This is a genomic window from Bacillus sp. MT(2024), from assembly GCF_036362845.1.
Taxonomy (GTDB): domain Bacteria; phylum Bacillota; class Bacilli; order Bacillales; family Bacillaceae; genus Bacillus; species Bacillus velezensis.
In genome coordinates, this window is the sequence record NZ_CP143632.1 from 3737472 (window position 1) to 3759743 (window position 22272).

Annotated in this window: 23 protein-coding genes and 3 pseudogenes; 6 read left to right on the forward strand and 20 right to left on the reverse strand. The window is 47.3% G+C overall.

Going from position 1 to position 22272, the window contains the following annotated elements; all coding sequences use genetic code 11:
- Positions 1 to 141 precede the first annotated feature (141 nt).
- Both VP472_RS18625 and VP472_RS18630 read right to left on the reverse strand, forming a co-directional pair.
- Positions 142 to 972, reverse strand: coding sequence for a PRD domain-containing protein (locus VP472_RS18625; RefSeq protein WP_003150954.1), 831 nt, complete (start codon positions 970 to 972; stop codon positions 142 to 144).
- Between the two features lie 23 nt (positions 973 to 995).
- On the reverse strand, positions 996 to 1310 hold the full coding sequence (locus tag VP472_RS18630; RefSeq protein WP_003150952.1) for a hypothetical protein: 315 nt from the start codon (positions 1308 to 1310) through the stop codon (positions 996 to 998).
- A gap of 525 nt (positions 1311 to 1835) precedes the next feature.
- Here VP472_RS18630 and VP472_RS18635 point away from each other — a divergent pair.
- On the forward strand, positions 1836 to 4247 hold the full coding sequence (locus tag VP472_RS18635) for a S8 family peptidase (RefSeq protein WP_046560136.1): 2412 nt from the start codon (positions 1836 to 1838) through the stop codon (positions 4245 to 4247).
- A 41-nt stretch (positions 4248 to 4288) separates the two neighbouring features.
- On the opposite strand, the gene VP472_RS18640 is transcribed toward VP472_RS18635, so the two are convergent.
- The 4 genes from VP472_RS18640 to VP472_RS18655 all read right to left on the reverse strand — a co-directional run bounded on the left by VP472_RS18640 (position 4289) and on the right by VP472_RS18655 (position 8193).
- The gene (locus VP472_RS18640; RefSeq protein WP_046560137.1) at positions 4289 to 5290 is read right to left on the reverse strand and encodes an LLM class flavin-dependent oxidoreductase; all 1002 of its coding nucleotides are present in this window, start codon (positions 5288 to 5290) and stop codon (positions 4289 to 4291) included.
- 163 nt (positions 5291 to 5453) lie between these two features.
- On the reverse strand, positions 5454 to 6203 hold the full coding sequence (gene nfsA, locus VP472_RS18645; RefSeq protein WP_021494748.1) for an oxygen-insensitive NADPH nitroreductase: 750 nt from the start codon (positions 6201 to 6203) through the stop codon (positions 5454 to 5456).
- Positions 6204 to 6306: 103 nt separating this feature from the next.
- Positions 6307 to 7494 (reverse strand): FtsW/RodA/SpoVE family cell cycle protein, encoded by a 1188-nt coding sequence (locus VP472_RS18650; protein WP_007407709.1) that lies wholly within the window; start codon positions 7492 to 7494, stop codon positions 6307 to 6309.
- Between the two features lie 201 nt (positions 7495 to 7695).
- Entirely contained in the window at positions 7696 to 8193 is a 498-nt protein-coding gene (locus tag VP472_RS18655) for a GNAT family N-acetyltransferase (protein ID WP_146275786.1), read from the reverse strand.
- Between the two features lie 254 nt (positions 8194 to 8447).
- On the opposite strand from VP472_RS18655, the gene ywcE reads away from it, so the two are divergent.
- On the forward strand, positions 8448 to 8708 hold the full coding sequence (ywcE, locus tag VP472_RS18660) for a spore morphogenesis/germination protein YwcE (RefSeq protein WP_003150937.1): 261 nt from the start codon (positions 8448 to 8450) through the stop codon (positions 8706 to 8708).
- Positions 8709 to 8751: 43 nt separating this feature from the next.
- Here the strand turns inward: ywcE and qoxD are convergent, their stop codons facing one another.
- Genes qoxD through qoxA form a run of 4 tightly spaced genes read right to left on the reverse strand, consistent with a single transcriptional unit; the run spans position 8752 to position 12693 of the window.
- A complete protein-coding gene (gene qoxD, locus VP472_RS18665) occupies positions 8752 to 9120 on the reverse strand; it encodes a cytochrome aa3 quinol oxidase subunit IV (protein ID WP_007614576.1) in 369 nt (122 codons plus the stop codon).
- 1 nt (position 9121) lies between these two features.
- On the reverse strand, positions 9122 to 9736 hold the full coding sequence (gene qoxC / locus VP472_RS18670) for a cytochrome aa3 quinol oxidase subunit III (protein ID WP_003150930.1): 615 nt from the start codon (positions 9734 to 9736) through the stop codon (positions 9122 to 9124).
- 14 nt (positions 9737 to 9750) lie between these two features.
- Positions 9751 to 11700, reverse strand: coding sequence for a cytochrome aa3 quinol oxidase subunit I (gene qoxB, locus VP472_RS18675; RefSeq protein WP_012118743.1), 1950 nt, complete (start codon positions 11698 to 11700; stop codon positions 9751 to 9753).
- 27 nt (positions 11701 to 11727) lie between these two features.
- On the reverse strand, positions 11728 to 12693 hold the full coding sequence (gene qoxA / locus VP472_RS18680) for a cytochrome aa3 quinol oxidase subunit II (protein WP_014306059.1): 966 nt from the start codon (positions 12691 to 12693) through the stop codon (positions 11728 to 11730).
- Positions 12694 to 13195: 502 nt separating this feature from the next.
- Between qoxA and VP472_RS18685 the strand changes: the two genes are divergently transcribed.
- The gene (locus VP472_RS18685; protein ID WP_003150926.1) at positions 13196 to 13441 is read left to right on the forward strand and encodes a GlsB/YeaQ/YmgE family stress response membrane protein; all 246 of its coding nucleotides are present in this window, start codon (positions 13196 to 13198) and stop codon (positions 13439 to 13441) included.
- 16 nt (positions 13442 to 13457) lie between these two features.
- Here VP472_RS18685 and galT read toward each other — a convergent pair whose 3' ends face one another.
- From galT to VP472_RS18710, 5 genes and pseudogenes are all read right to left on the reverse strand, one after another.
- A complete protein-coding gene (gene galT, locus VP472_RS18690) occupies positions 13458 to 14999 on the reverse strand; it encodes a UDP-glucose--hexose-1-phosphate uridylyltransferase (RefSeq protein ID WP_146275789.1) in 1542 nt (513 codons plus the stop codon).
- Positions 14989 to 15090, reverse strand: a pseudogene (locus tag VP472_RS18695) (galactokinase family protein); the annotation flags it as partial. The gene galT and the pseudogene VP472_RS18695, both read right to left, overlap by 11 nt.
- Positions 15091 to 15128: 38 nt before the next feature.
- Positions 15129 to 15200: pseudogene (locus VP472_RS18700) on the reverse strand (galactokinase family protein); the annotation flags it as partial.
- Positions 15201 to 15246: 46 nt separating this feature from the next.
- Positions 15247 to 15633: a GtrA family protein gene (locus VP472_RS18705; protein ID WP_032857211.1), complete on the reverse strand. Its 387-nt coding sequence runs from the start codon at positions 15631 to 15633 to the stop codon at positions 15247 to 15249.
- 79 nt (positions 15634 to 15712) lie between these two features.
- Positions 15713 to 16336, reverse strand: a complete 624-nt coding sequence (locus VP472_RS18710) for a TetR/AcrR family transcriptional regulator (RefSeq protein ID WP_003150919.1) — start codon at positions 16334 to 16336, stop codon at positions 15713 to 15715.
- A gap of 335 nt (positions 16337 to 16671) precedes the next feature.
- On the opposite strand from VP472_RS18710, the gene VP472_RS18715 reads away from it, so the two are divergent.
- From VP472_RS18715 to VP472_RS18725, 3 genes are all read left to right on the forward strand, one after another.
- Positions 16672 to 16833: an anti-repressor SinI family protein gene (locus tag VP472_RS18715; RefSeq protein WP_029972917.1), complete on the forward strand. Its 162-nt coding sequence runs from the start codon at positions 16672 to 16674 to the stop codon at positions 16831 to 16833.
- A gap of 217 nt (positions 16834 to 17050) precedes the next feature.
- The gene (locus VP472_RS18720) at positions 17051 to 17731 is read left to right on the forward strand and encodes a class I SAM-dependent methyltransferase (protein ID WP_003150915.1); all 681 of its coding nucleotides are present in this window, start codon (positions 17051 to 17053) and stop codon (positions 17729 to 17731) included.
- The gene (locus VP472_RS18725; RefSeq protein WP_024085947.1) at positions 17731 to 18405 is read left to right on the forward strand and encodes a glycosyltransferase family protein; all 675 of its coding nucleotides are present in this window, start codon (positions 17731 to 17733) and stop codon (positions 18403 to 18405) included. The genes VP472_RS18720 and VP472_RS18725 overlap by 1 nt, the downstream gene beginning before the upstream one ends.
- An 18-nt stretch (positions 18406 to 18423) precedes the next feature.
- Here the strand turns inward: VP472_RS18725 and VP472_RS18730 are convergent, their stop codons facing one another.
- The 5 genes and pseudogenes from VP472_RS18730 to thiM form a co-directional block, all read right to left on the reverse strand.
- Positions 18424 to 19026 carry a DsbA family oxidoreductase gene (locus VP472_RS18730; protein WP_094247393.1) on the reverse strand — a complete coding sequence of 201 codons (603 nt, stop codon included), beginning with the start codon at positions 19024 to 19026 and terminating at the stop codon, positions 18424 to 18426.
- 86 nt (positions 19027 to 19112) lie between these two features.
- On the reverse strand, positions 19113 to 20369 hold the full coding sequence (efeB, locus tag VP472_RS18735) for an iron uptake transporter deferrochelatase/peroxidase subunit (protein ID WP_146275793.1): 1257 nt from the start codon (positions 20367 to 20369) through the stop codon (positions 19113 to 19115).
- An 18-nt stretch (positions 20370 to 20387) separates the two neighbouring features.
- Positions 20388 to 20709, reverse strand: a pseudogene (locus VP472_RS18740) (Efem/EfeO family lipoprotein); the annotation flags it as partial.
- A gap of 72 nt (positions 20710 to 20781) precedes the next feature.
- Entirely contained in the window at positions 20782 to 21456 is a 675-nt protein-coding gene (thiE, locus tag VP472_RS18745) for a thiamine phosphate synthase (protein WP_003150910.1), read from the reverse strand.
- A complete protein-coding gene (gene thiM / locus VP472_RS18750; RefSeq protein ID WP_063636530.1) occupies positions 21453 to 22271 on the reverse strand; it encodes a hydroxyethylthiazole kinase in 819 nt (272 codons plus the stop codon). Before thiM ends, thiE begins: the two co-directional genes overlap by 4 nt.
- Between the last annotated feature and the right edge of the window lies 1 nt (position 22272).

A 22272-nucleotide genomic window follows, 5' to 3' on the forward strand; every position in this document is an offset into this window, starting at 1 on the left:
GTACGCAAATTTTAGGTCTTGCCTGCATTACCAGTCACAATCCCGCCGATTCAGTTTTTTAATGCGCTTTCATTTTATTTCATGATAGCGCTTTCGTCAATATGTTTTCAAAAAAAAAGTCTGTTTCTCGAAACAGACGCGTTATTCCGGGTTTTTTTGCAGACGCTGGACATGCAGCGTAATATAGCCGGCCTCGGATTCCGGCAGTTCCAAATCATATTCATTTTTTAAAAACGCCGCCAGTTCAAGCGCACACCGATAAGCAAACGGATACTTTTTTTGGATGAAATAAAGCATCTCCTCGTCCATGGAATGGAGTGCTTCATTTGAGTCCAACCGGCTGACCGCATACCGCAAGTGCGTGACGAGGCGCTGATAGGAAATACTGTCTTCATCCACCTTCTGTTCGAAAAAGGATTCGATCTTTTCGATCATTTCTTTGATCATGGTTGTATGCTTCATCGCCGAATACATGCTTTTGGCATCCGCCTTGGCAGTGTGGATATGAAGCGCGATATACCCCGCCTCATCATCAGGCAATGATATACCGAGGGTTTGTTTCACGTGTTCAACCGCCCAGCGGCCGATTTCATATTCTTTTTTATAAAGCGCCTTAATTTCATGAAGCAATCGGTTATGCACCTGAAGGCCGTTTTGAATCCTTTCGATCGCAAAGGATAAATGGTCCGCCAGCGCAATGTGGATGTGATCGTTCAAAGGTGCCGCAAGCTCTCCCTCCGCATGGCTGATGATATCTTCAGCCGCCTCTATATGCTCTTCGGGAAGCGTTTCTAACACTTGTTTGAACTTTTCATTTTCGTCGTGCACGACAAATATTTTTTCAATTTTATGTTTTTGAATCACATCATTTTTTCTCTTTTGAAAAGCGATTCCGGGACCCATTACGATCTTTTCCCGTCCGTCTTCTTTTATTAACGCCGCATTGTTATTTAATACTTTGTCTATTCTCAAGAGGTTCGCTCCCGTTCATATGTTTAGTGGGATTGTACCCTCTTTTTCATATGATGTAAAGGTGCCGGACCCGCGCGCTCCCGTTTCGGCAATTCTTTGCGGACAGGCATCCATCGATTTTTATCCAGCCTGCCGCGGGCCGATTTCGTTTCATCGGTCAAATCCGCCGATCGGACACGGCTCACAAACGAAAAAGCCCCAGCCGTCCGCTTCGCTTTCTTATGATAAGCCGCTTGGTTTCCGTACACGGCGGCTAATGGATATCTTCCGTTACCCGGCGCCATCCAGTTCATCAGAAAGACCATCCATACCCGTAAAGATACTAGCAAACGTTTCATTGCAAATCATCCCTCCGCTTCTTTTTGACAGACAGCTTGTTCGCAGGCCTGTTTTTCTCTCCGCTTTAACGGAAAAGGCGGCCGATCCTTCTCCGCTAAAAACTAGCGGGTCTAGCAACCCTATGACTCTATGATAGACGCGGCCGGGCGAATTGTTTGTCACAATATGAGTGAAAAAACAAACTAGTTTTCAGAAGTTTTGTTGAAAGCTGATGGAAATGACCTGAAAAATGGAAAAGCCGATAAAAAAAGTTATACACACCTTATCCCTTGGTTAAGCACAGCTTAAACACAGGGTATATCCACATATCCACAAACTCGATCTATATTTTGTATAGGAACACTCGTTCCCAACAATATATATACACATTTTTATTCAGTTATACACAGGATTCTGTGTATAACTCCCTCCTTATTCACAGACCAATTTCCATAAATGAGTCATATGTCACAAGGATTATTTTGAATTTTCAAGAAATATATACTAGATTTCTAATTTAGATAAAGAAAAAGGGGGAAACACGATTGAAAAAAGGAATCATCCGTTATCTGCTTCCGGCTTTTGTCTTATCCTTTACCTTATCCACAAGTTCACAGGCTGCGCCGGCTTCAAAACCGCAAACTCCTGATCTTGAGAAGGCTGAGGTATTTGGTGACATTGATATGACCACCGGCAAACAAACGACAGTCATCGTCGAGCTGAAGGAAAAGTCACTGGCGGAAGCAAAGGAACTCGGCAAAGCACAGACAAAAAGCAAGCTGAAAAGCGAACGCTCAAAGGTGAAAAAGAAAGCGCTCAAAACCATTAAACACGGAAAAATCAACAGGGAATATGAGCAAGTGTTTTCCGGCTTCTCCATGAAACTCCCGGCAAATGAAATTCCGAAACTGCTGAGTGATCAGGATGTCAAAGCGGTTTATCCGAACGTCACCTATCATACCGATCAGCTGAAAGATAAAGACATCACCCTATCTAAGGATGCCGTGTCTCCGCAGATGGATGACAGCGCCCCTTATATAGGGGCAAATGACGCGTGGAAGCTCGGCTATACGGGGAAAGGCGTCAAGGTGGCCATTATTGACACCGGTGTCGAATATAAACACCCTGACTTAAAGAAAAATTTCGGACAATATAAAGGATACGATTTTGTGGATAACGATTACGATCCTGAAGAAACGCCGTCCGGTGATCCGAGAGGCGCGTCGACTGACCACGGAACCCATGTCGCGGGCACGGTAGCGGCAAACGGAACGATTAAAGGCGTAGCGCCGGATGCTACACTCCTTGCCTACCGTGTGCTCGGTCCGGGCGGAAGCGGAACAACGGAGAACGTCATCGCCGGCATTGAACGCGCCGTACAGGACGGAGCGGATGTCATGAACCTTTCTCTCGGCAATTCTGTGAATAACCCAGACTGGGCGACAAGCACGGCGCTTGACTGGGCGATGTCAGAAGGCGTCACGGCCGTTACATCAAACGGAAACAGCGGGCCGAACAATTGGACCGTCGGCTCTCCGGGAACGTCCAGAGAAGCTATCTCCGTCGGAGCGACACAGCTGCCGCTGAACGAGTACGCCGTCTCCTTCGGTTCCTATTCCTCAGCGAAAGTAATGGGGTACAACAAAGAAGATGACATAAAAGCACTGAATAAAAAAGAAACAGAGCTCATAGAGGCGGGTATCGGCGAGCAAAAGGATTTTGAAGGCAAAGATCTGAAAGGAAAAGTCGCGGTCGTCAAACGGGGCAGCATCGCCTTTGTGGATAAAGCAGACAACGCCAAAAAAGCGGGCGCGATCGGTATGGTTGTGTATAACAATGCTCCGGGAGAAATTGAAGCCAATGTACCGGGCATGTCCGTGCCGACGGTTAAGCTTTCATCAGAAGACGGCGAAAAACTCGTCAGCCAATTAAAAGCGGGCGGCACAAAAGCGACATTCCATTTATCCGTCGCTAAATCGCTCACTGAACAAATGGCAGACTTTTCGTCACGCGGCCCGGTTATGGACACGTGGATGATTAAACCTGACGTCTCCGCTCCCGGCGTAAACATCGTGAGCACCATTCCGACCCATGATCCGGCCGACCCGTACGGCTACGGATCGAAGCAGGGAACGAGCATGGCTTCCCCGCATGTAGCCGGCGCAGCTGCCGTCATCAAGCAGGCCAAACCGAAATGGAGCCCGGAACAAATAAAAGCCGCTCTCATGAACACGGCGGAAACCTTAACGGACGCGGACGGTGACGTATACCCGCATAATGCGCAAGGCGCCGGAAGCATCAGAATCATGAAGGCGATCAAAGCAGACTCCCTTGTCGCCCCGGGAAGTTATTCTTACGGAACGTTTATGAAAGACAAAGGCAATGAAACGAAAAAAGAAACCTTTACGATTGAAAACCAATCGTCCATCAGAAAATCATATCAGCTCGAGTATTCTTTCAACGGCACGGGCATTACCGTTTCGGGCACAGACCGGGTCGTGATCCCCGCTCATCAAACCGGAAAGGTCAATGCGAAAGTAAAGGTCAATGCCAAAAAAGTAAAGGCGGGCACCTATGAGGGAACCGTCACAGTGCGTGAAGGCGGAAAAACAGTCGCAAAAGTGCCGACGCTGCTGATTGTAAAAGAGCCGGACTATCCGCGCGTGACGTCAATCGACGTACAGGACGGCACAACGCAGGGAACCTACCAAATTGAAACCTATCTTCCGGCGGGAGCCGAAGAGCTTGCCTTCCTTGTATATGACAGTAATCTTGACTTTGTCGGCCAAGCCGGCATCTACAAAAAGCAGGATAAAGGCTATCAATATTTCGACTGGAACGGCAAAGTCAATGGTGACACCGCACTGCCGGCAGGAGAATATTATATGCTGGCCTATGCCGCGAACAAAGGGAAATCAAGCCAGGTGCTGACTGAAAAACCTTTTATCATTGAATAACCGAACAACCCTGCTGGAGCATCAGCAGGGTTTCTTTCTGACTATTCGGCAAAAGCTTCTCGAAGCAGACGGTATGACTGAAGTTTATCTTCAAAATGATGAGTAATGGTCACAGCCATTACTTCTTCTGTTCCGTATGCTTTACTGAGAGCCAGAATCTGTTCCTTCACTTGCTGCTTCGTTCCGATGATCATCCGATTCCGATTATCGGCAATTCGTCTTTGTTCATACGGTGTATACGTATTGCCGCGGACGGTTTCGTAAGACGGTACGCCGTGAAGCGGAATCCCCTGTTCACCTGCAAGCAGCGTATAATCCATGACAGCCGCGAGTTCCTCCGCTTTCTCCTCCGTATCCGCGCACAGTACAAACACCGCCACGGCTGTTTTTGGTTCTTTTCCTAATACAGAAGGTTTAAATCTGCGCTTATATTGTGCTGTCGTGCTTTCTCCGCCTTCTCCATTAATAAAATGGGCAAACATATAGCCTGCTCCCATTTCTGCGCTCAGAAGCGCGCTTTCCCCCGAAGAACCGAGAAGCCAGACTTCCGGCGCCGTCTTAATAAGGGGTGATGCGGTCAGATTCGGAAAACGGTGATTGTCATCAGCTGCATCATGCAAATACATCGCCAGCTCACGAAGCTGCTGCGGATATTGATCAGCGTTACGCTTCCCGCCGTCATTCAGCGCCCATGATGCGATCGGCATTCCGCCCGGCGCTCTCCCTAATCCGAGATCGATTCTGCCCGGCGTCAACCCTTCGAGCACTCGGAAATTCTCCGCCACTTTATATGCGCTGTAATGCGGAAGCATCACACCGCCTGATCCTACCCGAATGTCATTCGTTTTCGCCGCAATATGGCTGATCAGCACTTCAGGGCTTGAACCCGCCAACCGCTCTGAAAAATGATGCTCTGACACCCAAAACCTCTTATATCCGAGCTTTTCCGCCTCCTGCGCCAGTCTTACTGTATTCCGCAGTGCACTTTCCGCAGAACACCCTTCTGATACAGGAGATTGATCCAATATACTTAATGAAATCATCACTGTCACCTCATCAACATCGTACCACTGCTAAGCCGTTTTTTCTTTCTGTATGCTTATAAGCATCCCTGATGATAAACATTTATATACCTTGTTCCATTTTGTCGAAATATGTTACACGTGAAACATAAAAAAACCTCTCCCGGTCAGGAGAGGTTTTTTCTTAATTCTTTTGAAAACCTTTATCTTTTACATATTGATTTAAATAGGTTCTCGGTTTTTGTTTCATGAACTGCAGGATTTGATCAGACCACGTTTCAACCCGCTTGCCGTTTGTCCGTTTATCATAATAATCGGAAATGGTTTCATCATATTCCTTCATATAACTGCGGAAGTTTTCTTCATTCGTATCGTACGTGTTTTCATGATATACGGCTTGTTTCGGCAGGCGCGGCTTTTGACCGGACGGATGAGCGGGATGACCGACTACCAAACCGAACAGCGGCAGCACATGGTCAGGTGTACCAAGCACTTCCGTCACCTGATCAAGTTCATTTCGAATGCCTCCGATATAACAAATGCCGAGTCCCATTGATTCCGCGGCAACACTTACGTTTTGTGCGGCAAGTGCGGCATCAATAACGCTGACCATAAACATTTCCGTATTCTCAAGAAGCTCGGTAATGTTTTCGCCTTTTTCCTCAGCAAGTTTTTTATGGCGGTACAAATCAGCGCAAAACACAAACAAGTGCCCGTTATTTTCGACGTAAGGCTGGTTTCCGGCCAGTGCCGCCAGCTTCCGCTTTTTCTCCTTATCGGTTACGCCGATGATGGAGTAAGCCTGCACGTAACTGGACGTTGACGCCGCCTGGGCGCTTTTCACTAATGTATCTATCTCTTCTGCTGTCAGAAGCTCGTCAGTAAATGATCGGATCGACCGATGATTAAGTATGGTTTCGATGGTATTGTTCATATATAAAGCCTCCTTCTCTATATATCATATCCGAAAGAGTATCATGCCAAAAGTGAAATGCTCTAAACAAAAAAAGACAGCCCGAAAAACGAGCCGTCTCACATTAAGAATTGAACAAGTAGCTTTTATATTTCGTCAGCTGCACACTTGCGTTATATACGATCCCGAAGCTGATTAATGTAGAAAGCACCGAGCTCCCTCCATAGCTGACAAACAGCAGCGGAATACCTGTAACCGGCATAATGCCGATATTCATCCCGATGTTCTGGAAGGTGTGAATCACGATAAGTGCAGTAAATCCGACGCAAAAAAACGCGCCAAATCGGTTAAACGCATGCAAGCGGTCAATCAGCACCACAAGCCTGTAAATTAAAAAGAAAAACATGACAACCGCAATGGCGCAACCTAAAAACCCAAAACTTTCACCCAAAATCGCAAAGATAAAGTCAGTCTGTCCCTCAGGTACGTACACTTTCAGATTATGAACGCCGTTTCCGGTAATGCCGCCCGATCCGATCGCCATAACGGCCTGATCCACCTGCCAGCTTTTATCGCTCTCGGCCTGAGTCGTTGCCGCACTGGAGTCAGACATCCACGATGTAATCCGGTTAATTTGATAATCCGCAATACCGATCGAATTCGCCACATGGGGAAATTCAATTACAAGCACTAAGAATAGGCCAAGCACAAGCGCGGCCGAACCGCCGATGATGGTGATCAGCTTCCAGTTTACACCTGACATAAACACCATCACCATAACGATAAACAGACAGATCGCACCCGTTCCGGCATCCTGCAAAACGATCATCCCGATCGGAATAACCGTCCATGCCGCAATTTTCAAAAGCAGATTCACATCTTCCCGAAGTGATCTTTGATCCTTCGGGCCCGCCTTCGATATAATGGACGCGACCATCATCATAATTCCTATTTTCGTAAACTCAGAGGGCTGGAGGGTAAAGTTTCCGATTTGAAACCAGCTCTTCGCTCCGTTTTTAATCGGCGCGATGGATTCCGGCGCCACACGCAGAAGGAGCAGCGACAGCACGCCGGCAATCAATACATACAGACTCAGTTTCTCAAGCTGCTCTAAATCAAAGTACAGCAATAATCCGATGAATCCCGCACCTATAACATAGAAGACAATCTGTTTCATCCAGGCACTGCCTCCGTACTGCCCGAACTGTCCGGCCGCATAAATCGCCGCAACACTAATTATTAAAAACACACCAAATATAAAAATCAAATCCCCCTGATAATAGGGATTTTGCTGTTTCTTATATCGACTCATTCTATCCCGCCTTACATTTTCATCGGAAGTCACTATTGTTTATTATACATGAACACCGTTCAAGAAAACATGATGAGGTTGCTTCCTTTTTATTTTTTACGGTTTGGGGACTACACGACATATGACGTGTCAGAAAAGGAAATGTTTCGGTCATGATAAAACTTTTCCGATAAAAAACCCCTTCTCGTCAGAAAAGGGGTTTCAGCTTATGTTTAACGTCATAAACAAGCTGTTCGGGTCCTCTTTATAATGTGCAAACGGATCACAATATTGAAACCCTGCTTTTTCATACAGGCGTCTGGCGGGGAGAAAAGCCTCCATAGAACTGGTTTCTAAGCTGATCCGCTCATAGCCCCGCCGCCTTGCTTCTTCAAGCATATGGCGGAGGATCCGGTTGGCTGCGCCTTTTCTGATATGATTCGGAGAGGTTTTCATTGATTTGATCTCACCGTGCCGGCTGTTTAGCTCCTTTAAGGCGCCGCAGCCGAGCAGGACGCCGTTTTCCCTCGCACTCCAAAACGTAACGTCAGGCTGACGCAGCCGGGCCGCATTGAGCGCGTGTATACTTTCCGGGGGAGAATGCATGGTCATGCTCTTCAGATGCTCCTGCAAAAGCGCAATGACGTCCGGCGCTGTGACATCGTCTTTTGTTATGTCCACTTCAAAACCACCCTTGCTGTGCATGTTTTCTTTGAACATAGCAAAGGTTCACAGCCTGTGCCATTCCCTTGTACGGAAATGTAACAGGGTATTTGACCTTTCCGGTTTCTTGTACCTATCCAAAAATGAGGCAATAGTTGCAATACATTTCTCGAAAAAGCGGTATCAAAAATTGGAAAACATGGTATAATAATTGTAACAAAATGTTCAAAAAACGACCACAAAACAGACACATTTTATTCTCTGCATTTCATTTTGGAAACGCTGCCATAAAATGAAAGGAGACATGTAAGATGGACATGTTTTTTGCTTATTTACTGGTCGCAAGCGCAACACCCCTCTTTATCTGGCTGGATAACAAAAAAGTCGCTCTTTCGGCCATACCGCCAATTATTCTCATGTGGGTTTTCTTCTACTTTTACGCAACCAGCAGCCTGTCCCCTCTCGGCCACACACTCATGATCATCCTGTTTGCCGTCAACGTCATCGTTGCCCATATCGCCGCCTTTATCATTTACGGCCTTCCGCGCCTGCGCCGGAGAAGAAGCCAATAAAGGCACAAAAAACCCTCTTCGCCTGAACGAAGAGGGTTTCTTTTTATTCCTGATGTTCGGAATGATGCTTCGCACCGCCCGGAGGGTTTCCATCCATATGGTCACCGTGATGGTAGTGCGCCGCAAAGATCCAGATGGAACCAAGGATGATAACAATCGCTCCGAAAAATCCGAAGAGCGTGTTTCCGACTTGAATTCCGCCGTTTTCGCTTTCTGTCATGTGCATGAACATGAGAAGCTGAAGGCCGGCTTGGATAAATGCGAATCCGAAAATGATCCACAGTTTTGCTGATGAGCTTAAATCCGTATATACCGCAACCCAAAGGGCCAGCAGGGTCAGAATAATAGACAACGCAAAACCTACGATATGCTTCCACGGAAAGTGGCTGTGTTCAGCAGATTTGTTTGCCATATTATAGTCCCCCCAATCCGATGAGATAGACGCCTGTAAAGATGAAGATCCAAACAACGTCTAAGAAGTGCCAGTATAAACTTGAGATAAAGATTTTTGAAGACGTCTGCGGCGTTAATCCGCGTTTCTTCAATTGCAGTAAGATGCCGGCAATCCAGAAGATACCGATCGTTACGTGTGTTCCGTGCGTTCCCAGAAGGACGAAGAATCCAGACCAGAAAGCACTTGTACCGAGAGATGCTCCTTCATGTACATAGTGGATGAACTCGTTAAGCTCACATCCGACGAAGCCCGCACCGAGAAGAAGCGTAATGATCGTCCAAATGACGACGCCTTTTAAACTTCCGCGACGCATTTCATGAACAGCGATCCCGCAGGTGAAACTGCTGATCAGAAGCAGGAATGTCATGATCATGACAAGCTTCACTTCAAATAATTCAGCCGGTAAGACTCCTCCTGCTGTTCTTCTTTGAAGAACGAAGAAGGTTGCAAATAGTGTTGAGAACAACACAATCTCTGCCCCTAAAAAGATCCAAAACCCGAGAATATTGAGTCTGCCGGTTTCAGATTGATATTCCATAGGCGCGTTAGAATTGCCGTGTTCTGCATGTTCCATAAATCACGCCTCCTTTATTCGGAAATCTTTCTTTCCGTCTCTTTTATTTCTTCAACAGGTATATAGTAGCCATTGTCATATTCAAATGAACGAAGCACCATGCAAAGCAGAATGCCGATCAAGCCGACAATGCCCATCCAGAACCATTCAAACACAAGTCCGAAGCCAGCAATACCGAATGCCACTGACATAATAAGCGGTCTTCCGGAGTTATGCGGCATATGGATTTTCTTGAACTTGCTTTCCGGATGAATATCCGTTTTGTCTTCTTTCAATTGCAGGTACGCATCTTGAGATTTCACTTCTGGAAGCACCGCAAAGTTGTAATGCGGCGGAATCGCAGATGAAGTCGCCCACTCAAGCGTACGTCCCACGCCCCATGAATCTCCGCTGATCTCGCGAGTAGAATAGCGGAAGCTGTAGTAGATGTTGTAGCAAAGGATTAAGAATCCGACACCCATCATGAAGGCTCCGACAGTTGAAATAAAGTTTAATGCAGTCCATCCGTCATTCGGTCCGTAAGTGTAAATACGGCGAGGCATACCTTGCAGCCCCAAGAAGTATTGAGGGAAGAAACATACATTAAATCCGATCATAAAGATCCAGAAGAACCATTTTCCGATTCTTTCGTTCAGCTTGTGGCCGAACATTTTCGGATACCAGAAAATAAATCCTGCGAAACATGCAAATACCGTACCCGCGATCAGCACATAGTGGAAGTGAGATACGAGGAAGTACGTATTATGGTATTGATAATCCGCTGCAGCCATCGCAAGCATAACCCCTGTTACCCCGCCGACAACGAAGTTCGGGATGAACGCGAGCGCCCACAGCATCGGTGTTGTAAAACTGATCCGGCCTTTATACATCGTAAAGAGCCAGTTAAAGATTTTAACCCCGGTCGGAACCGAAATCGCCATCGTTGTAATCGAGAAGAAAGAGTTAACAGACGCACTGTTCCCCATTGTGAAGAAGTGATGGGTCCATACTAGGAAACTCAGGACGGAAATGGCGATAATTGAGCCGACCATCGCTTTGTAACCGAATAACTGCTTTCTTGCAAACGCTGAAATAATTTCAGAGAAAATACCGAATGCCGGTAAGATAACGATATATACTTCAGGGTGTCCCCAAATCCAGAACAAGTTAGCCCAAAGCATCGGCATACCGCCGGCTTCCAGCGTGAAAAAGTGAGCGCCGAACAAACGGTCAAATGATAACAGCGCCAATGCCACTGTCAAAACAGGGAAGGCGAATACGATAATAACCATTGTAATCAGCGTCGTCCATGTGAACATCGGCATACGCATCAGCGTCATGCCTTTTGTACGCATTTTCAGGATCGTCACCATAAAGTTGATACCCGTCATCAGCGTACCGATACCGGCAATCTGAAGACCGAGCAGGTAGAAGTTCTCACCAGGCCCGGGACTCATATCGTTGCTTGCCAGCGGCATGTAACTCGTCCAGCCTGCGTTCGGAGAACCTCCGATAACGAAAGAAATATTGAAAAGCATCGCACCTACAAAGAACGTCCAGAAACTCAGGTTGTTCAAGTAAGGGAATGCTACGTCGCGCGCACCGATCTGCAAAGGTACGACAACGTTGATCAGACCGATTAAAAACGGCATCGCCATGAAGATAATCATGATCGTACCGTGAGTCGTAAAGATCTCATTATAGTGGTTTGAGTCTAAAAAACTGTTATTAGGAAGCGCTAACTGGGCGCGCATCATCAAGCCGTCGACCCCGCCGCGGAACAGCATGATAACAGCAGAGATAATGTACATGATTCCAAGTTTCTTATGGTCTACAGACGTCAGCCATTCAGACCAGAGCCATTTCCACTTTTTGAAGTATGTGAGTACAACGATGATAGCGATAGTGGAAAGCGCAATGGAAACTTGTGCGCCCAGAATTAATGGGTCACCTGTTACAAAAAATTCATCCCATCTCAATTTCATTCGGGCTTCCTCCTTTCTTGTTCAATTTCAATCTTGTTTATCGTCGGATACTTTAAATTCGTTTTTCTTTACATCTTCCCACGGGTCTGTTTTAGAGTGCGGTGATACGGCTTTGTAGCCAAGGCGTTTGCGCGCCTCCATCGCATATTCGGCATCTTGGCCGTGGTCAACGTATTTTAAGTGTGTAGAAGAGAACGTTAATTTTCCGACATTCTCCGGAAGCATCAGTTCGTCATACTTCTCTTTCGTCAGCTTTGGAGAATCGCTTTGGGCTTTTTTCACCCAGCTGTTAAAGTCTTTTTGCGTAACAGCTTTTACGTTGAATTTCTGGTCGGCAAAGTGTTCGCCGGTGAAGTTCGCGTTGCGGCCTTCATATGTTCCCACTTTGTCAGCTTGTAAGTATTGATCCATCAGCATTCCCGCCATCGCGTATTTTTGTCCCCCAAGCTGAGGAATCCATAGCGATGCCATTGAATCTGCTGAAGAAATTTTAAATAAAACCGGACGGTCTACAGGAATGTTCAGGTAGTTAACCGTCTCAATATCCTGCTCAGGGTAGCTGAATACCCATTTCCAGTCTACCGAAGTAGCATAAACAACAAGAGGCTCTTTATCCTTTGTCGCTTCAGGCGCTTTTTCTAACGAATATATCGTCTGTACGGTAGGCACAGAAAGTGCAATAACAATTAAAATTGGGATCACTGTCCAGACTACTTCTAAGAACGTGTTGCCGTGCATCTCGGGCTTGTAATTTCCGCTGTCTTTGCCTTTGCGGTCGCGGTATTTCACTAAAATGATTGTAAATAGTACGAATACGACGCCGACAATGAACAGCATAAATCCGATTGACAAGAGAATCAGATCTTTCTGCTGGTCTGCTACAGGTCCTTTCGGATCTAAAACGGAAATGTCGCTGCATCCGCCCAGTACGAAAACAACAGCCAACATCGCTAATAAAAGTAACGGTTTAAATGCTCTGAACAAGAAGATCACCATCCTTCCTATTGATGTAGTGAATCTGAAATGTACTTTCTCAAAATCTTTTCTCTATCTACCTTGTTATGCTATCAAAATCTGCACTTATTAGCTTTATTTTTTTCTAAAGTTCATCTTTTTTTCGACCTAATGTCACAAAATCGTCAAAAAATGCATGAACTTTTTCCACTTGCGTAAATCAAACATAAAAAGTTTTAGATCATTTAGCATATATAGAGAAAAAAGATAGCGAGAACGAATAATACCAAATAAAGGTTTACCATAATAAAAATCGCTGGTCAACAAAAAGTTTCATTTTGTTAAACATTCTACAAAAGAAATATTTTTTCCTTTGCTCACACCTTTTCACACGGTTTCCATTTTAACGCAACGCATTGTGAAAAAAAAGACCGGAACGCGCCTTGATATGTTCATTATAAAAAACGCATTCATATGTTTAATATGGACAAAACGAAGGAAACATATAGGCATAAATAATAAAAAATAGGAAGTGATATTTATGGGTTTTATCGTATCTCTGATTGTCGCTATTATTATCGGCTGGATCGGAAGTTTATTTGTAAAAGGCAGTATGCCCGGGGGAATCATCGGGTCAATGATCGCCGGTCTGATCGGCGCATGGATCGGGCACGGACTGCTCGGCACATGGGGTCCTCACCTTGCCGGCTTTGCCATCATTCCGGCAATCATCGGAGCTGCGATCGTGGTATTCTTATTCAGCCTGATCGCCAGAAGCAGAGGATAAAAAAAAGCCTCGTCCCTTATGGGATGGGGCTTTTTTCCGGTAGAGCGCCCAAATGGCGGATAAACCGCCGGAAAGCCGCTCTGCCTTCTTCTGTCTGTTTAAAGACGCCGGCATGCTCCAGTATCCGCGCAAAGGCATGGCCGATTTCCTCTTTCAGAATCTGTTCCGCGTTTTCTTTCGTTACCTTCCGCTTATGCAGCACACTGAGCGCCCAATCTTTATGCTTTGCCGCAGAAGGGTCTGCCGTTAAGACCGCTTCCGGGTCCGGGGAGCACAGCGCTTCAGCCGTGTATTTCATTTCTTGTTCAAGGCGGCCCGGCAGAATCGCAAGCCCCATTACCTCAATCAGTCCGATATTTTCTTTTTTCAGGTGATGAACTTCCTGATGGGGATGAAAAATTCCCAGCGGATGCTCATCAGAGGTGCGGTTATTTCTGAGGACGAGATCTAATTCGAATAAACCGTTTCTCCGCCGGGCAATCGGCGTAATTGTATTGTGCGGTGTTTCTCCTGAACAGGCGAGGAGATCAGCCGCCTCATCGGAATAACCGCGCCATGCCCGCAGGATGGCATCCGCCGCGCCGGAAAGCTCAGACGCGCTCTCGCTCTGCAGGCGGATGACCGACATCGGCCACTTCACAATTCCCAGCACCGTTTTCGGATAGTCAGGCAGCCTGTACCGGCTTTCTGTCTCCGCCCGCGCCATCGGGAATTCATAATGGCCCCCCTGAAAATGGTCGTGGCTTAAAATACTGCCGCCGACAATCGGCAGATCAGCATTGGAACCGAGAAAATAATGAGGATACTGGCTGACGAACGACAGCAGCCGGTCAAACGTTTTTTTGCTGATCTTCATCGGTTCGTGCCGGTCTTTCAAAACGATGCAATGCTCCCGGTAATACACATACGGAGAAAATTGCAGAAACCACTGCTCATCGCCGAGAATGACCGGAATGACACGAAGGTTTTGACGCGCCGGGTGATCCGGTCTCCCCTCGTACCCGACATTTTCTTTACAAAGAACACATCTCGGATAATCGGATTGAGGCTGCTCTTTGGCAGCGGCAATTGCTTTCGGATCTTTTTCCGGTTTTGAAAGGTTGATCGTGATGTCCAGCTTTCCGTAAGCCGTCTCAGCCGTCCACCCGACATTCCGCTGTATTCTGTCCGAACGGATATAATACACATCCTCTGAAAATCGGTAAAACGCCTTTGTCGCCTGCTCCGGCCCGTGCACCGCCTTTGTTTCTTCAAAACGACGCACAATCTCGGACGGCTGCGGGGCAAAGCAGCCCATGATCTTCGCGCTCAGCAGGTCGCGATAGGTGTCTGTATCGGCTGCCATCCGGCCCGTTTCTGCCGCCCATTCATAAATCGGGGCCAATATGTCCGGCAATGATGCCGCCGATTCATTTTCTTTCTGTTCTGAAGCCTCCGGATGGGTAATATGCAAAGTTTCATATAAACGGTTTCTTGTATATTCAATATCAAGAAATAAAATCAGCTCTTTTTGCAATCCGTACCGGATTAAACGTTCCACGTGCCGCTCAATTGCCATCGTCATCCCCCTTTAGTTCTCTCGCTCCGGCTCCGATATCCGCCGTGTAAAAGTCAGCTTTTCTCCCTGTCTTCTCCTCATAGCGGGCCCCGTTAGCTCTCCGATGAGATTCTCTCTGCCGGGCGCAAAGAAAACGCGCAGGTCCTCCGATTCCCCGAATACATCAGCAAACGCTTTCTTTATTTTGTGCTTCATACGCATCCTCTTCCACCATTACACTTTCCCCCCAGGGCGCAGAAAAAAACCGTTATGACACGCCCTCTTCTTTCGCTTTTCTGAAGACAATCCATTTGCTGGCCGCATAGTTGACGACTACGATAATGACGTTATCGGCGATTTTCGCCAATGTTTCGTTCATATGAAATTGACTGACCAGAAGAATCATCATGGCGAGATCGATGGCGAGAGACAGCACCCGCACGCTGAAAAAGGCCGTTAATTCTTTCATCAGACTCCGCATCCCCGCGGTCTTTTGCTGAAAGACATACCGTTTATTCGTAACATAAGCAAATAGAACGGACAGAATCCAAGCGGCGACAGTCGCCGCCTTGTAATCCATCTCGAATGCCGACGTCAGAATGTAAAAACTGACGATATTCACGATGGTCGTGAATATCCCCATAATGATATACATCATAATTTCTCTGTAGCGCATGGCAGTTCCTCGCTTTCTGAAAGACTTTTCTAAACCTTTTGTCAAATCAAGAAGAACGTTACCCTGATTTTCTGCCGCTGACAAAAACATAGAGCGCGTCAAACATGCTGCGGAAAGTAACCGGCCTTCCCAGCACATTGGATTGCTTAATCATCCCGTCGATGAGCGCGCACATCATATTAGCGGTATGCTCGGTATCTATATGGTCTTCTATTAAATTTCTCGATTTGAGCCAATTTATGTACATGGTGCTTTCTTCTATCCATAACTTATACAGACGGATATAAGCTTCATATTCACTGACGACTTTGTAAGTAGGCATATGAACGGCAAAAGACACAACATTCCAGGCAGGCTTGCTGTTTACAAACCGCATCAACAGGCTGGCCGCGCTGGCCGCGGCTTCACAAAGCGTCAACGGCCGCTCTGTTTGCTTTTCTAGTTCGTCGAGATAGCCAGTGATGATCCTTTTTTTAATCTGACGCCTCTCTAACAAATGCTTCAGAAAATCTTCCTTGCTTTCAAAATGAACGTAAAACGCCCCTTTGCTGAAACCCGCCGCTTTACTGATGTCATCGATTGAGACTGAATCGTAAGCTCTTTCAATCAGGAGATGAAGGCCTGCGTCAATAAAACTTTCAAATGTTTCTTCTCTCTTAATTTGAAATTTGTTTTTTTTCATTTTTTACCCCAGCTGTTTGATCATTCACTTTATCTTACACCGAATCATTCTTTTGCGGTATTTTTTATGCAAAAACAATATGCTATTCGACGTTTTGAGGGTAAATATTAATAGGTCATATGGTTTATTTTTATTTGCATACTATCCAGTCAGTATTTATTTGTTTATTATTATATGTAAGAATTCTTGAAGGATTTTGGTTATTTCAGTCATTTTCTTAGGGAATAGGTAGGTGAATTCATCTTCAATTTGGGATTACCGGCCAACTATGTGTGATATTTGTTATACATTGGCTGCTGTAGCTGGGCAAATCAATTTTTCAATTGGAGGTTCTTATGAAAACTCATGTAATGAAAGATATAGATCAAGATTGGCAATTGTTAATTCAAGAGGCTAGAATCATGGGTTTGAACATTGACGATGTGAGGCGCTTCTTAAATACTGAAAAAGCGGTGAAGAAAAAAACACCAATGAAAAACACCATCCGCCAGCGGTAAGATTACAGGCGGATCCTTTTACTATATGACCTGCCACAGTCCGCCCGCACCCGAGTTTTCAAAGGAACACCCGCAATAAGAGGGGAATCAGAGAACAAACCGTATACCGGACAACCATTCCCGTCCGTATTCCGCAATTGAACAGCCAAACATGGTGATATGAGATCCCCCCGCTGCATATCTTGTGTATTATGCCCATTTATGAGGTGATACACAGATGGATACGAATCCCTATTATGATGAAAAACAACAGAACTACTACGAAGGCCTGAATCCTTATTTATTGAACAAAATAGACGAAAACTGGCGGACAGTGCTTGATGTCGGCTGCGGAACGGGCAATTTAGGAGCGGCGATCGAAGACCGCGGAATAACGGTTTACGGCATTGAAGCGTATCCCGAAGCCGCAAAAAAGGCGGAAAGCAAATTGAGCCATGTGCTTTGCGGCGACATTGAATCCGCCATTCTTCCGTACGAATCAGAGCAATTCGACTGCATGCTGTTCGGAGACGTTCTTGAGCATCTTATCGACCCGTGGACAGTGCTGAAAAAGCTTCGTCCTTATGTAAAAAAAGACGGCACTGTGCTTGCATGCATACCGAATGTCGGCCACATCTCAGTGGTGCTGGAGCTTTTAGCCGGCAAATGGACTTACAGTGACGCCGGATTAATGGATCAGACCCACCTGCGTTTTTTTACCCGGGAAGAGACTCTTTCATTATTTAAAGCCGCCGGCTATGAGGTGAAACGCATTGAGGCGATCCGCGTTGATCACCCTTCTTACCACAAAGCCATCGCATCATTGCACGAAGTATGCGTACAGCTTGGCATAAGGCATGACTTTATGACAGAAGCATCGGCCTATCAATATGTGATTGAGGCCGAGAGGAGCATGTAATGGATTCACATTCATTTCTGTTTGTCGTCTGTGTGAATGATGAGTCGCTGTACTCCCGGTGCAAGAGCCATATCATGCAGCTTACCGTCCCCCCTTCATACTCCGTTGATATCATGCCGATATACGATTCAGCAAGCATGGCCTCGTCCTACAACAAAGCGCTGAAACACCCCTCCAAATATAAAATTTATCTGCATCAGGATACTTTTATCATTCATCAGCATTTCCTTCATGACATGCTTCATATCTTTCAATCTCATCAGGAGCTCGGCCTTCTTGGTGTCGCCGGCTGCAAAACCCTGCCGCCGAACGGCATTTGGTGGGAAAGCGGACAGCGGATGGGAAAAGTGATTGAATACCGGGGGAATGCTTATCACCCGCTGGATTTTGAGCACGGTGATGAAGACGGCCTGTTTACGCCCGCTGACGCCATTGACGGCTTGTTAATGGCGGCTCAATATGACGTGGAGTGGCGGGAGGATTTGTTTCGCGGCTTTCATTTTTACGACACATCACAGTCGCTCGAATTTCAAAAACACGGCTATCAAGTCGGCGTCGCCTGCCAGAAAGACCCTTGGTGCCTTCATTTTTGCGGCGACTCCTTTGACGCCGCGGCATATGAAGCGGACAGACAAACATTTGTCAAACACTATATGGCAAAGCCCTCTCGCTGATGCAAAGAGGGCTTTTTACTAACGTTTATTCAGTTCCCGCTCAATGATTTGTTCAAAGGTTTCCTTTCCCGCCGCGCCAGGGATTCTCTCATCGCCGATGATAAACGTCGGCACTGCCGTAATGCCGGCTTCCTCATAAGCATGGCGGAGCGCTTCCCGCTGTACGTCCTTGTACGCTCTTGTCTCAAGCGCCTCTTTGAAGGCAGCACCGTCAAGTCCGGCTTCTTCCGCAAGCTTTGTCAGCACGCCAACGTCACCGATATTTTGTTCTTCCTGAAAGAACGCCTGAAAAACGCGTGTATGGTATTCGCTTCCTTTCCCATGTTCCTTTGCGAAATGAAAGCCTTCAAATGCCAAATCCGTGTAAGGATGCGGTGACACGCGGGGGAACGTGATTTCAACGCCTAACGACTGCGCCATCGGCTCAATGGAGTTTTTCCACATCTGCCGCTTGGCGGGATCATTCACCGGATCAAGTTTCGGCGAGGGGCTCGGACGCAATTCAAACGGCATCCATTCCACCTGTACGTCCTTGTCTTTGATAGCTTCTTCAAACGCCGTTTTGCCGACATAGCAAAACGGACATACATAATCCGAATATACTTTAATCTGCAGTGTCATTGTAAGTCTCCTTTCCTTATCATTTTAAGTTGTAACTTTTATAGTTACAAGTGTTTTTTTAAAAAACACCTTCCATATGGAAGGTGTCACGATTCCAGCAGCCTTTGGGCGATATATTCTCCTTTTTTACAGCCCCCGGGACAGGCGAATAAGGAAGAGCCGATCGTTTGTGTGTATTCATTCAGCGCATCCTTTGCCGCCAAAGCCTTCAGCATCGGGACAAATTGGCGGTCCGGGTCTTTTTGAAAGCAGATAAACAGCAGGCCTGCGTCAACATAGCCCGTCTTCGGATCAATTCCGTCCGTATAGGAAAATGCCCGGCGCAGAATCTGTCTGCCGGTTGATTTTGCCATGCTGACATGCGAGTCGGCGGGAATTTGATTCAGCTTCACGGGATCGGTTTCCTTTTTTTGTCCGAAAGGCGCGCCCGAGCTTTTCACCCGCCCGAACGTGTCCTCTTGTTCCTTCAAGGATGAACGGTCCCATATATCTAAAAACATCTTAATTTTCCTAAACGCCATGTACGTGCCGCCCGTCATCCAGTCCGGCTCTCCTGATTGAACCCAAACGATCGAATTCATCAGGTTTTCATCCTTCGTGCTTTGGTTGCCGGTGCCGTCTTTGAATCCGAAGAGGTTGCGCGGTGTTTCTCCGTTTTTTCCGCCGCTTAAGAAACCTTTATTGAGAAAGCGGACTTCACACACACCCGATGCCTGTTTCATCAGGTTGCGCACCGCGTGAAACGCCGTTTGTTCATTATCCGCGCAGACCTGTATGACGATATCACCGCCGCCTTGTTTCTTATCGAGCTTGTCGTTAGGCATCGGGGGAATATCGGCGAGGTGCTTCGGTTTTTTATCTTTCAGTCCGAAGCGGTCCTTCCCGTCTTTCTCGAAAAACCCGGGGCCAAAGCCGAAGGTAACGGTCAAATTCGCCGGTGCCAGATCCTGCGACTCCCCGGTATCCTGCGGAGGCATATATTTATTTTTCTGTTCGCCTGACGGGACGGCGCCTGAAGTCAGCAGCTGCGTCAAGCTTGTCCATTGTTTGAAAAGGGAGATGACATCGGCTTTGTCGCTTGACATGACATCAAGCGCTGCAAAATACACATACGTCTGATGCATTGTTGTGATTCCTGCTTGGTGCTTTCCGTAAAAAGGAACGATTTGATCACGATCATGTTTTTCATCATTCTTCTTTGAAGCGGTGGCCGCCGGTTTGAAGAGCGGCGCGAGTCCTCCGAGGCCGCTCGCTCCGACAGCGACGGCTGCGCCCGCGACGGCGCCCCACTTCAGGACATCCCGTCTGTGGATCTGTTTTTCCTTGTTATGTTCATCGCTCATGCTGTGTCTTAACTCCTTTTAAAGCACATCGGCAATCTTCGACATGGTTTCAGAAAGGGCCGTCAGCTTCGTGCTTATCTCTCTGATTTGATCTGTACTTAATGTATCACAAGACGTAAACATTGATCGCACGTTTTGTATTTCGACATCAAAACTTCAAATTCGCTGAATTCCGCATTAAGTTTTTCCGTGACCTCGAAATGATCTCTCACTGCGCGCTATTCACTGTTTTATAGAGGGCTTTTGAGCCTTCGGCGCCGGCGGTGATTGGTTCAGGCGTCACTTTGAGAGAAGCGATAGAGCCGTCAAACGCTTCGGTCGATATTGCAAGCTGATTGCTCTGTTCTTGACATACGGCTTATATTCTCCAAGTCCGTCACTGCCTTTTTGCACACACAGAAAAAGGGCCGCCCTATCGGGACAGCCCTGCTTTGGAGCGCCGAATTTCCTCTGAAAACTTCCGCGCCGCCGCTTTTGGATCTTCGGCTTGGCTGATGGCGCTGATCATGCTGACGCCGTCTGCACCCGCTTCAATGACGGGCGCCGCGTTGTCAGCCGTAATGCCGCCGATTCCTACAATCGGAATGGTGATGCCCTGACGCCGTACCTCTTCAATCAATGTAACGCCCTGCACGGCTTCAGCATCTTTTTTTGTTTCGGTCGGATAGACCGGGCCCATTCCGACGTAATCGGCTCCGGCTTCTTCCGCCCGCTTCACCTCGGAGACGTTATGTGCTGACACACCGAGAATCATATCGCCGATTGCCGCTCTCGTTTCTTCGGCGTCTGCGTCATCCTGTCCGATATGCACTCCGTCCGCCTCAAGGCGCAAGGCCAATTCGACATCATCATTAATGATGAAAGGAATCCCGGCCTGCCTGCAGACATCCTGCACCCGCTTCGCGAACAGGACACGTTCATCCCCTGTTAAAGAACCGCTCCCCTTTTCCCGAAATTGAAAAAGCGTAGCGCCGCCCTCAATTGCTTTTTTCACCACGGAAACCGGGTCTGCGCTTGTATTGTTTGATCCCATAATAAAATAAACCGATAACATATCCTTCATCATTTCCCGAGAAATACGCGTCATTTTTCTATCACCCTTTCAATTGCGGCAAGCTCGGCCGCTTCTTGTTCTGAGATGCTTGCCAGCTTGTTTAAAAGCTCAATCTGGAAGCTGCCCGGCCCCTTATGGGAGGTGTCCAAAGCGGCAAGCTGAGCGGCGCTTCCGTATACAGAAACGGCTGAAACGGCCGCTTGCAGAACGTCCTGCCCCGCTGCGCAGAAGGCCCCGATTACAGACGTCAGCAGGCATCCCGCCCCCGTCACCTTCGTCAGCAGTTTATCACCGTTATGTACGGCGTATGTGTCGGTGCCGTCGGAGATGACGTCGGTTTTTCCGGTAATCGCAATGACCGTCTTCAGCCTGCTTGCAGCCGTCTTAGCGAGCTGAACCGCATCTCCTCCGGCTTCCCCCGCATCCACGCCTTTTATCTTCCAATCAGGGGCGCCGGCAATATTGGCGATTTCCGCGGCATTTCCGCGAATGACGGACAAGCGGACCTCCTGTATGATCTTGCGGGCTGATGCCGTCCGAAACGGCGTGGCGCCGGCGCCTACCGGATCAAAAATGACCGGAACACCGTTTTCATTGGCCGATTTTCCGGCTGCGATCATAGCTTCAACCGACGCCGAGCTGAGGGTGCCTATATTCAGGACGAGCGCTCCGGCGATTTTCGCCATGTCGGCGGCCTCCTCAATTGCATAAGCCATAACGGGCGATGCGCCGAGCGCGAGCAGTCCGTTAGCGGTGAAGTTCGTGACGACATTATTGGTGATACTGTGAACGAGCGGGTTTTGATCCCGCACTTTACTCAAGTGTTGAGCTGCGGTTTGTGCGTCCATG

Excerpts from the sequence above, each read along its gene's own strand:
- efeB (WP_146275793.1), bottom strand. The coding sequence starts at position 20,369 with ATGAGCGATGAACATAACAAGGAAAAACAGATCCACAGACGGGATGTC.
- galT (WP_146275789.1), bottom strand. The coding sequence starts at position 14,999 with ATGGCAATTGAGCGGCACGTGGAACGTTTAATCCGGTACGGATTGCAA.
- VP472_RS18705 (WP_032857211.1), bottom strand. The coding sequence starts at position 15,633 with ATGTATATCATTATGGGGATATTCACGACCATCGTGAATATCGTCAGT.
- VP472_RS18730 (WP_094247393.1), bottom strand. The coding sequence starts at position 19,026 with ATGACACTGCAGATTAAAGTATATTCGGATTATGTATGTCCGTTTTGC.
- ywcE (WP_003150937.1), top strand. The coding sequence starts at position 8,448 with ATGGACATGTTTTTTGCTTATTTACTGGTCGCAAGCGCAACACCCCTC.
- VP472_RS18725 (WP_024085947.1), top strand. The coding sequence starts at position 17,731 with ATGGATTCACATTCATTTCTGTTTGTCGTCTGTGTGAATGATGAGTCG.
- qoxB (WP_012118743.1), bottom strand. The coding sequence starts at position 11,700 with ATGAAATTGAGATGGGATGAATTTTTTGTAACAGGTGACCCATTAATT.
- nfsA (WP_021494748.1), bottom strand. The coding sequence starts at position 6,203 with ATGAACAATACCATCGAAACCATACTTAATCATCGGTCGATCCGATCA.
- VP472_RS18720 (WP_003150915.1), top strand. The coding sequence starts at position 17,051 with ATGGATACGAATCCCTATTATGATGAAAAACAACAGAACTACTACGAA.
- VP472_RS18710 (WP_003150919.1), bottom strand. The coding sequence starts at position 16,336 with ATGAAAAAAAACAAATTTCAAATTAAGAGAGAAGAAACATTTGAAAGT.
- VP472_RS18640 (WP_046560137.1), bottom strand. The coding sequence starts at position 5,290 with ATGATTTCATTAAGTATATTGGATCAATCTCCTGTATCAGAAGGGTGT.
- thiM (WP_063636530.1), bottom strand. The coding sequence starts at position 22,271 with ATGGACGCACAAACCGCAGCTCAACACTTGAGTAAAGTGCGGGATCAA.
- qoxD (WP_007614576.1), bottom strand. The coding sequence starts at position 9,120 with ATGGCAAACAAATCTGCTGAACACAGCCACTTTCCGTGGAAGCATATC.
- qoxC (WP_003150930.1), bottom strand. The coding sequence starts at position 9,736 with ATGGAACATGCAGAACACGGCAATTCTAACGCGCCTATGGAATATCAA.
- VP472_RS18715 (WP_029972917.1), top strand. The coding sequence starts at position 16,672 with ATGAAAACTCATGTAATGAAAGATATAGATCAAGATTGGCAATTGTTA.
- VP472_RS18650 (WP_007407709.1), bottom strand. The coding sequence starts at position 7,494 with ATGAGTCGATATAAGAAACAGCAAAATCCCTATTATCAGGGGGATTTG.
- thiE (WP_003150910.1), bottom strand. The coding sequence starts at position 21,456 with ATGACGCGTATTTCTCGGGAAATGATGAAGGATATGTTATCGGTTTAT.
- VP472_RS18685 (WP_003150926.1), top strand. The coding sequence starts at position 13,196 with ATGGGTTTTATCGTATCTCTGATTGTCGCTATTATTATCGGCTGGATC.
- VP472_RS18655 (WP_146275786.1), bottom strand. The coding sequence starts at position 8,193 with ATGTTCAAAGAAAACATGCACAGCAAGGGTGGTTTTGAAGTGGACATA.
- VP472_RS18630 (WP_003150952.1), bottom strand. The coding sequence starts at position 1,310 with ATGAAACGTTTGCTAGTATCTTTACGGGTATGGATGGTCTTTCTGATG.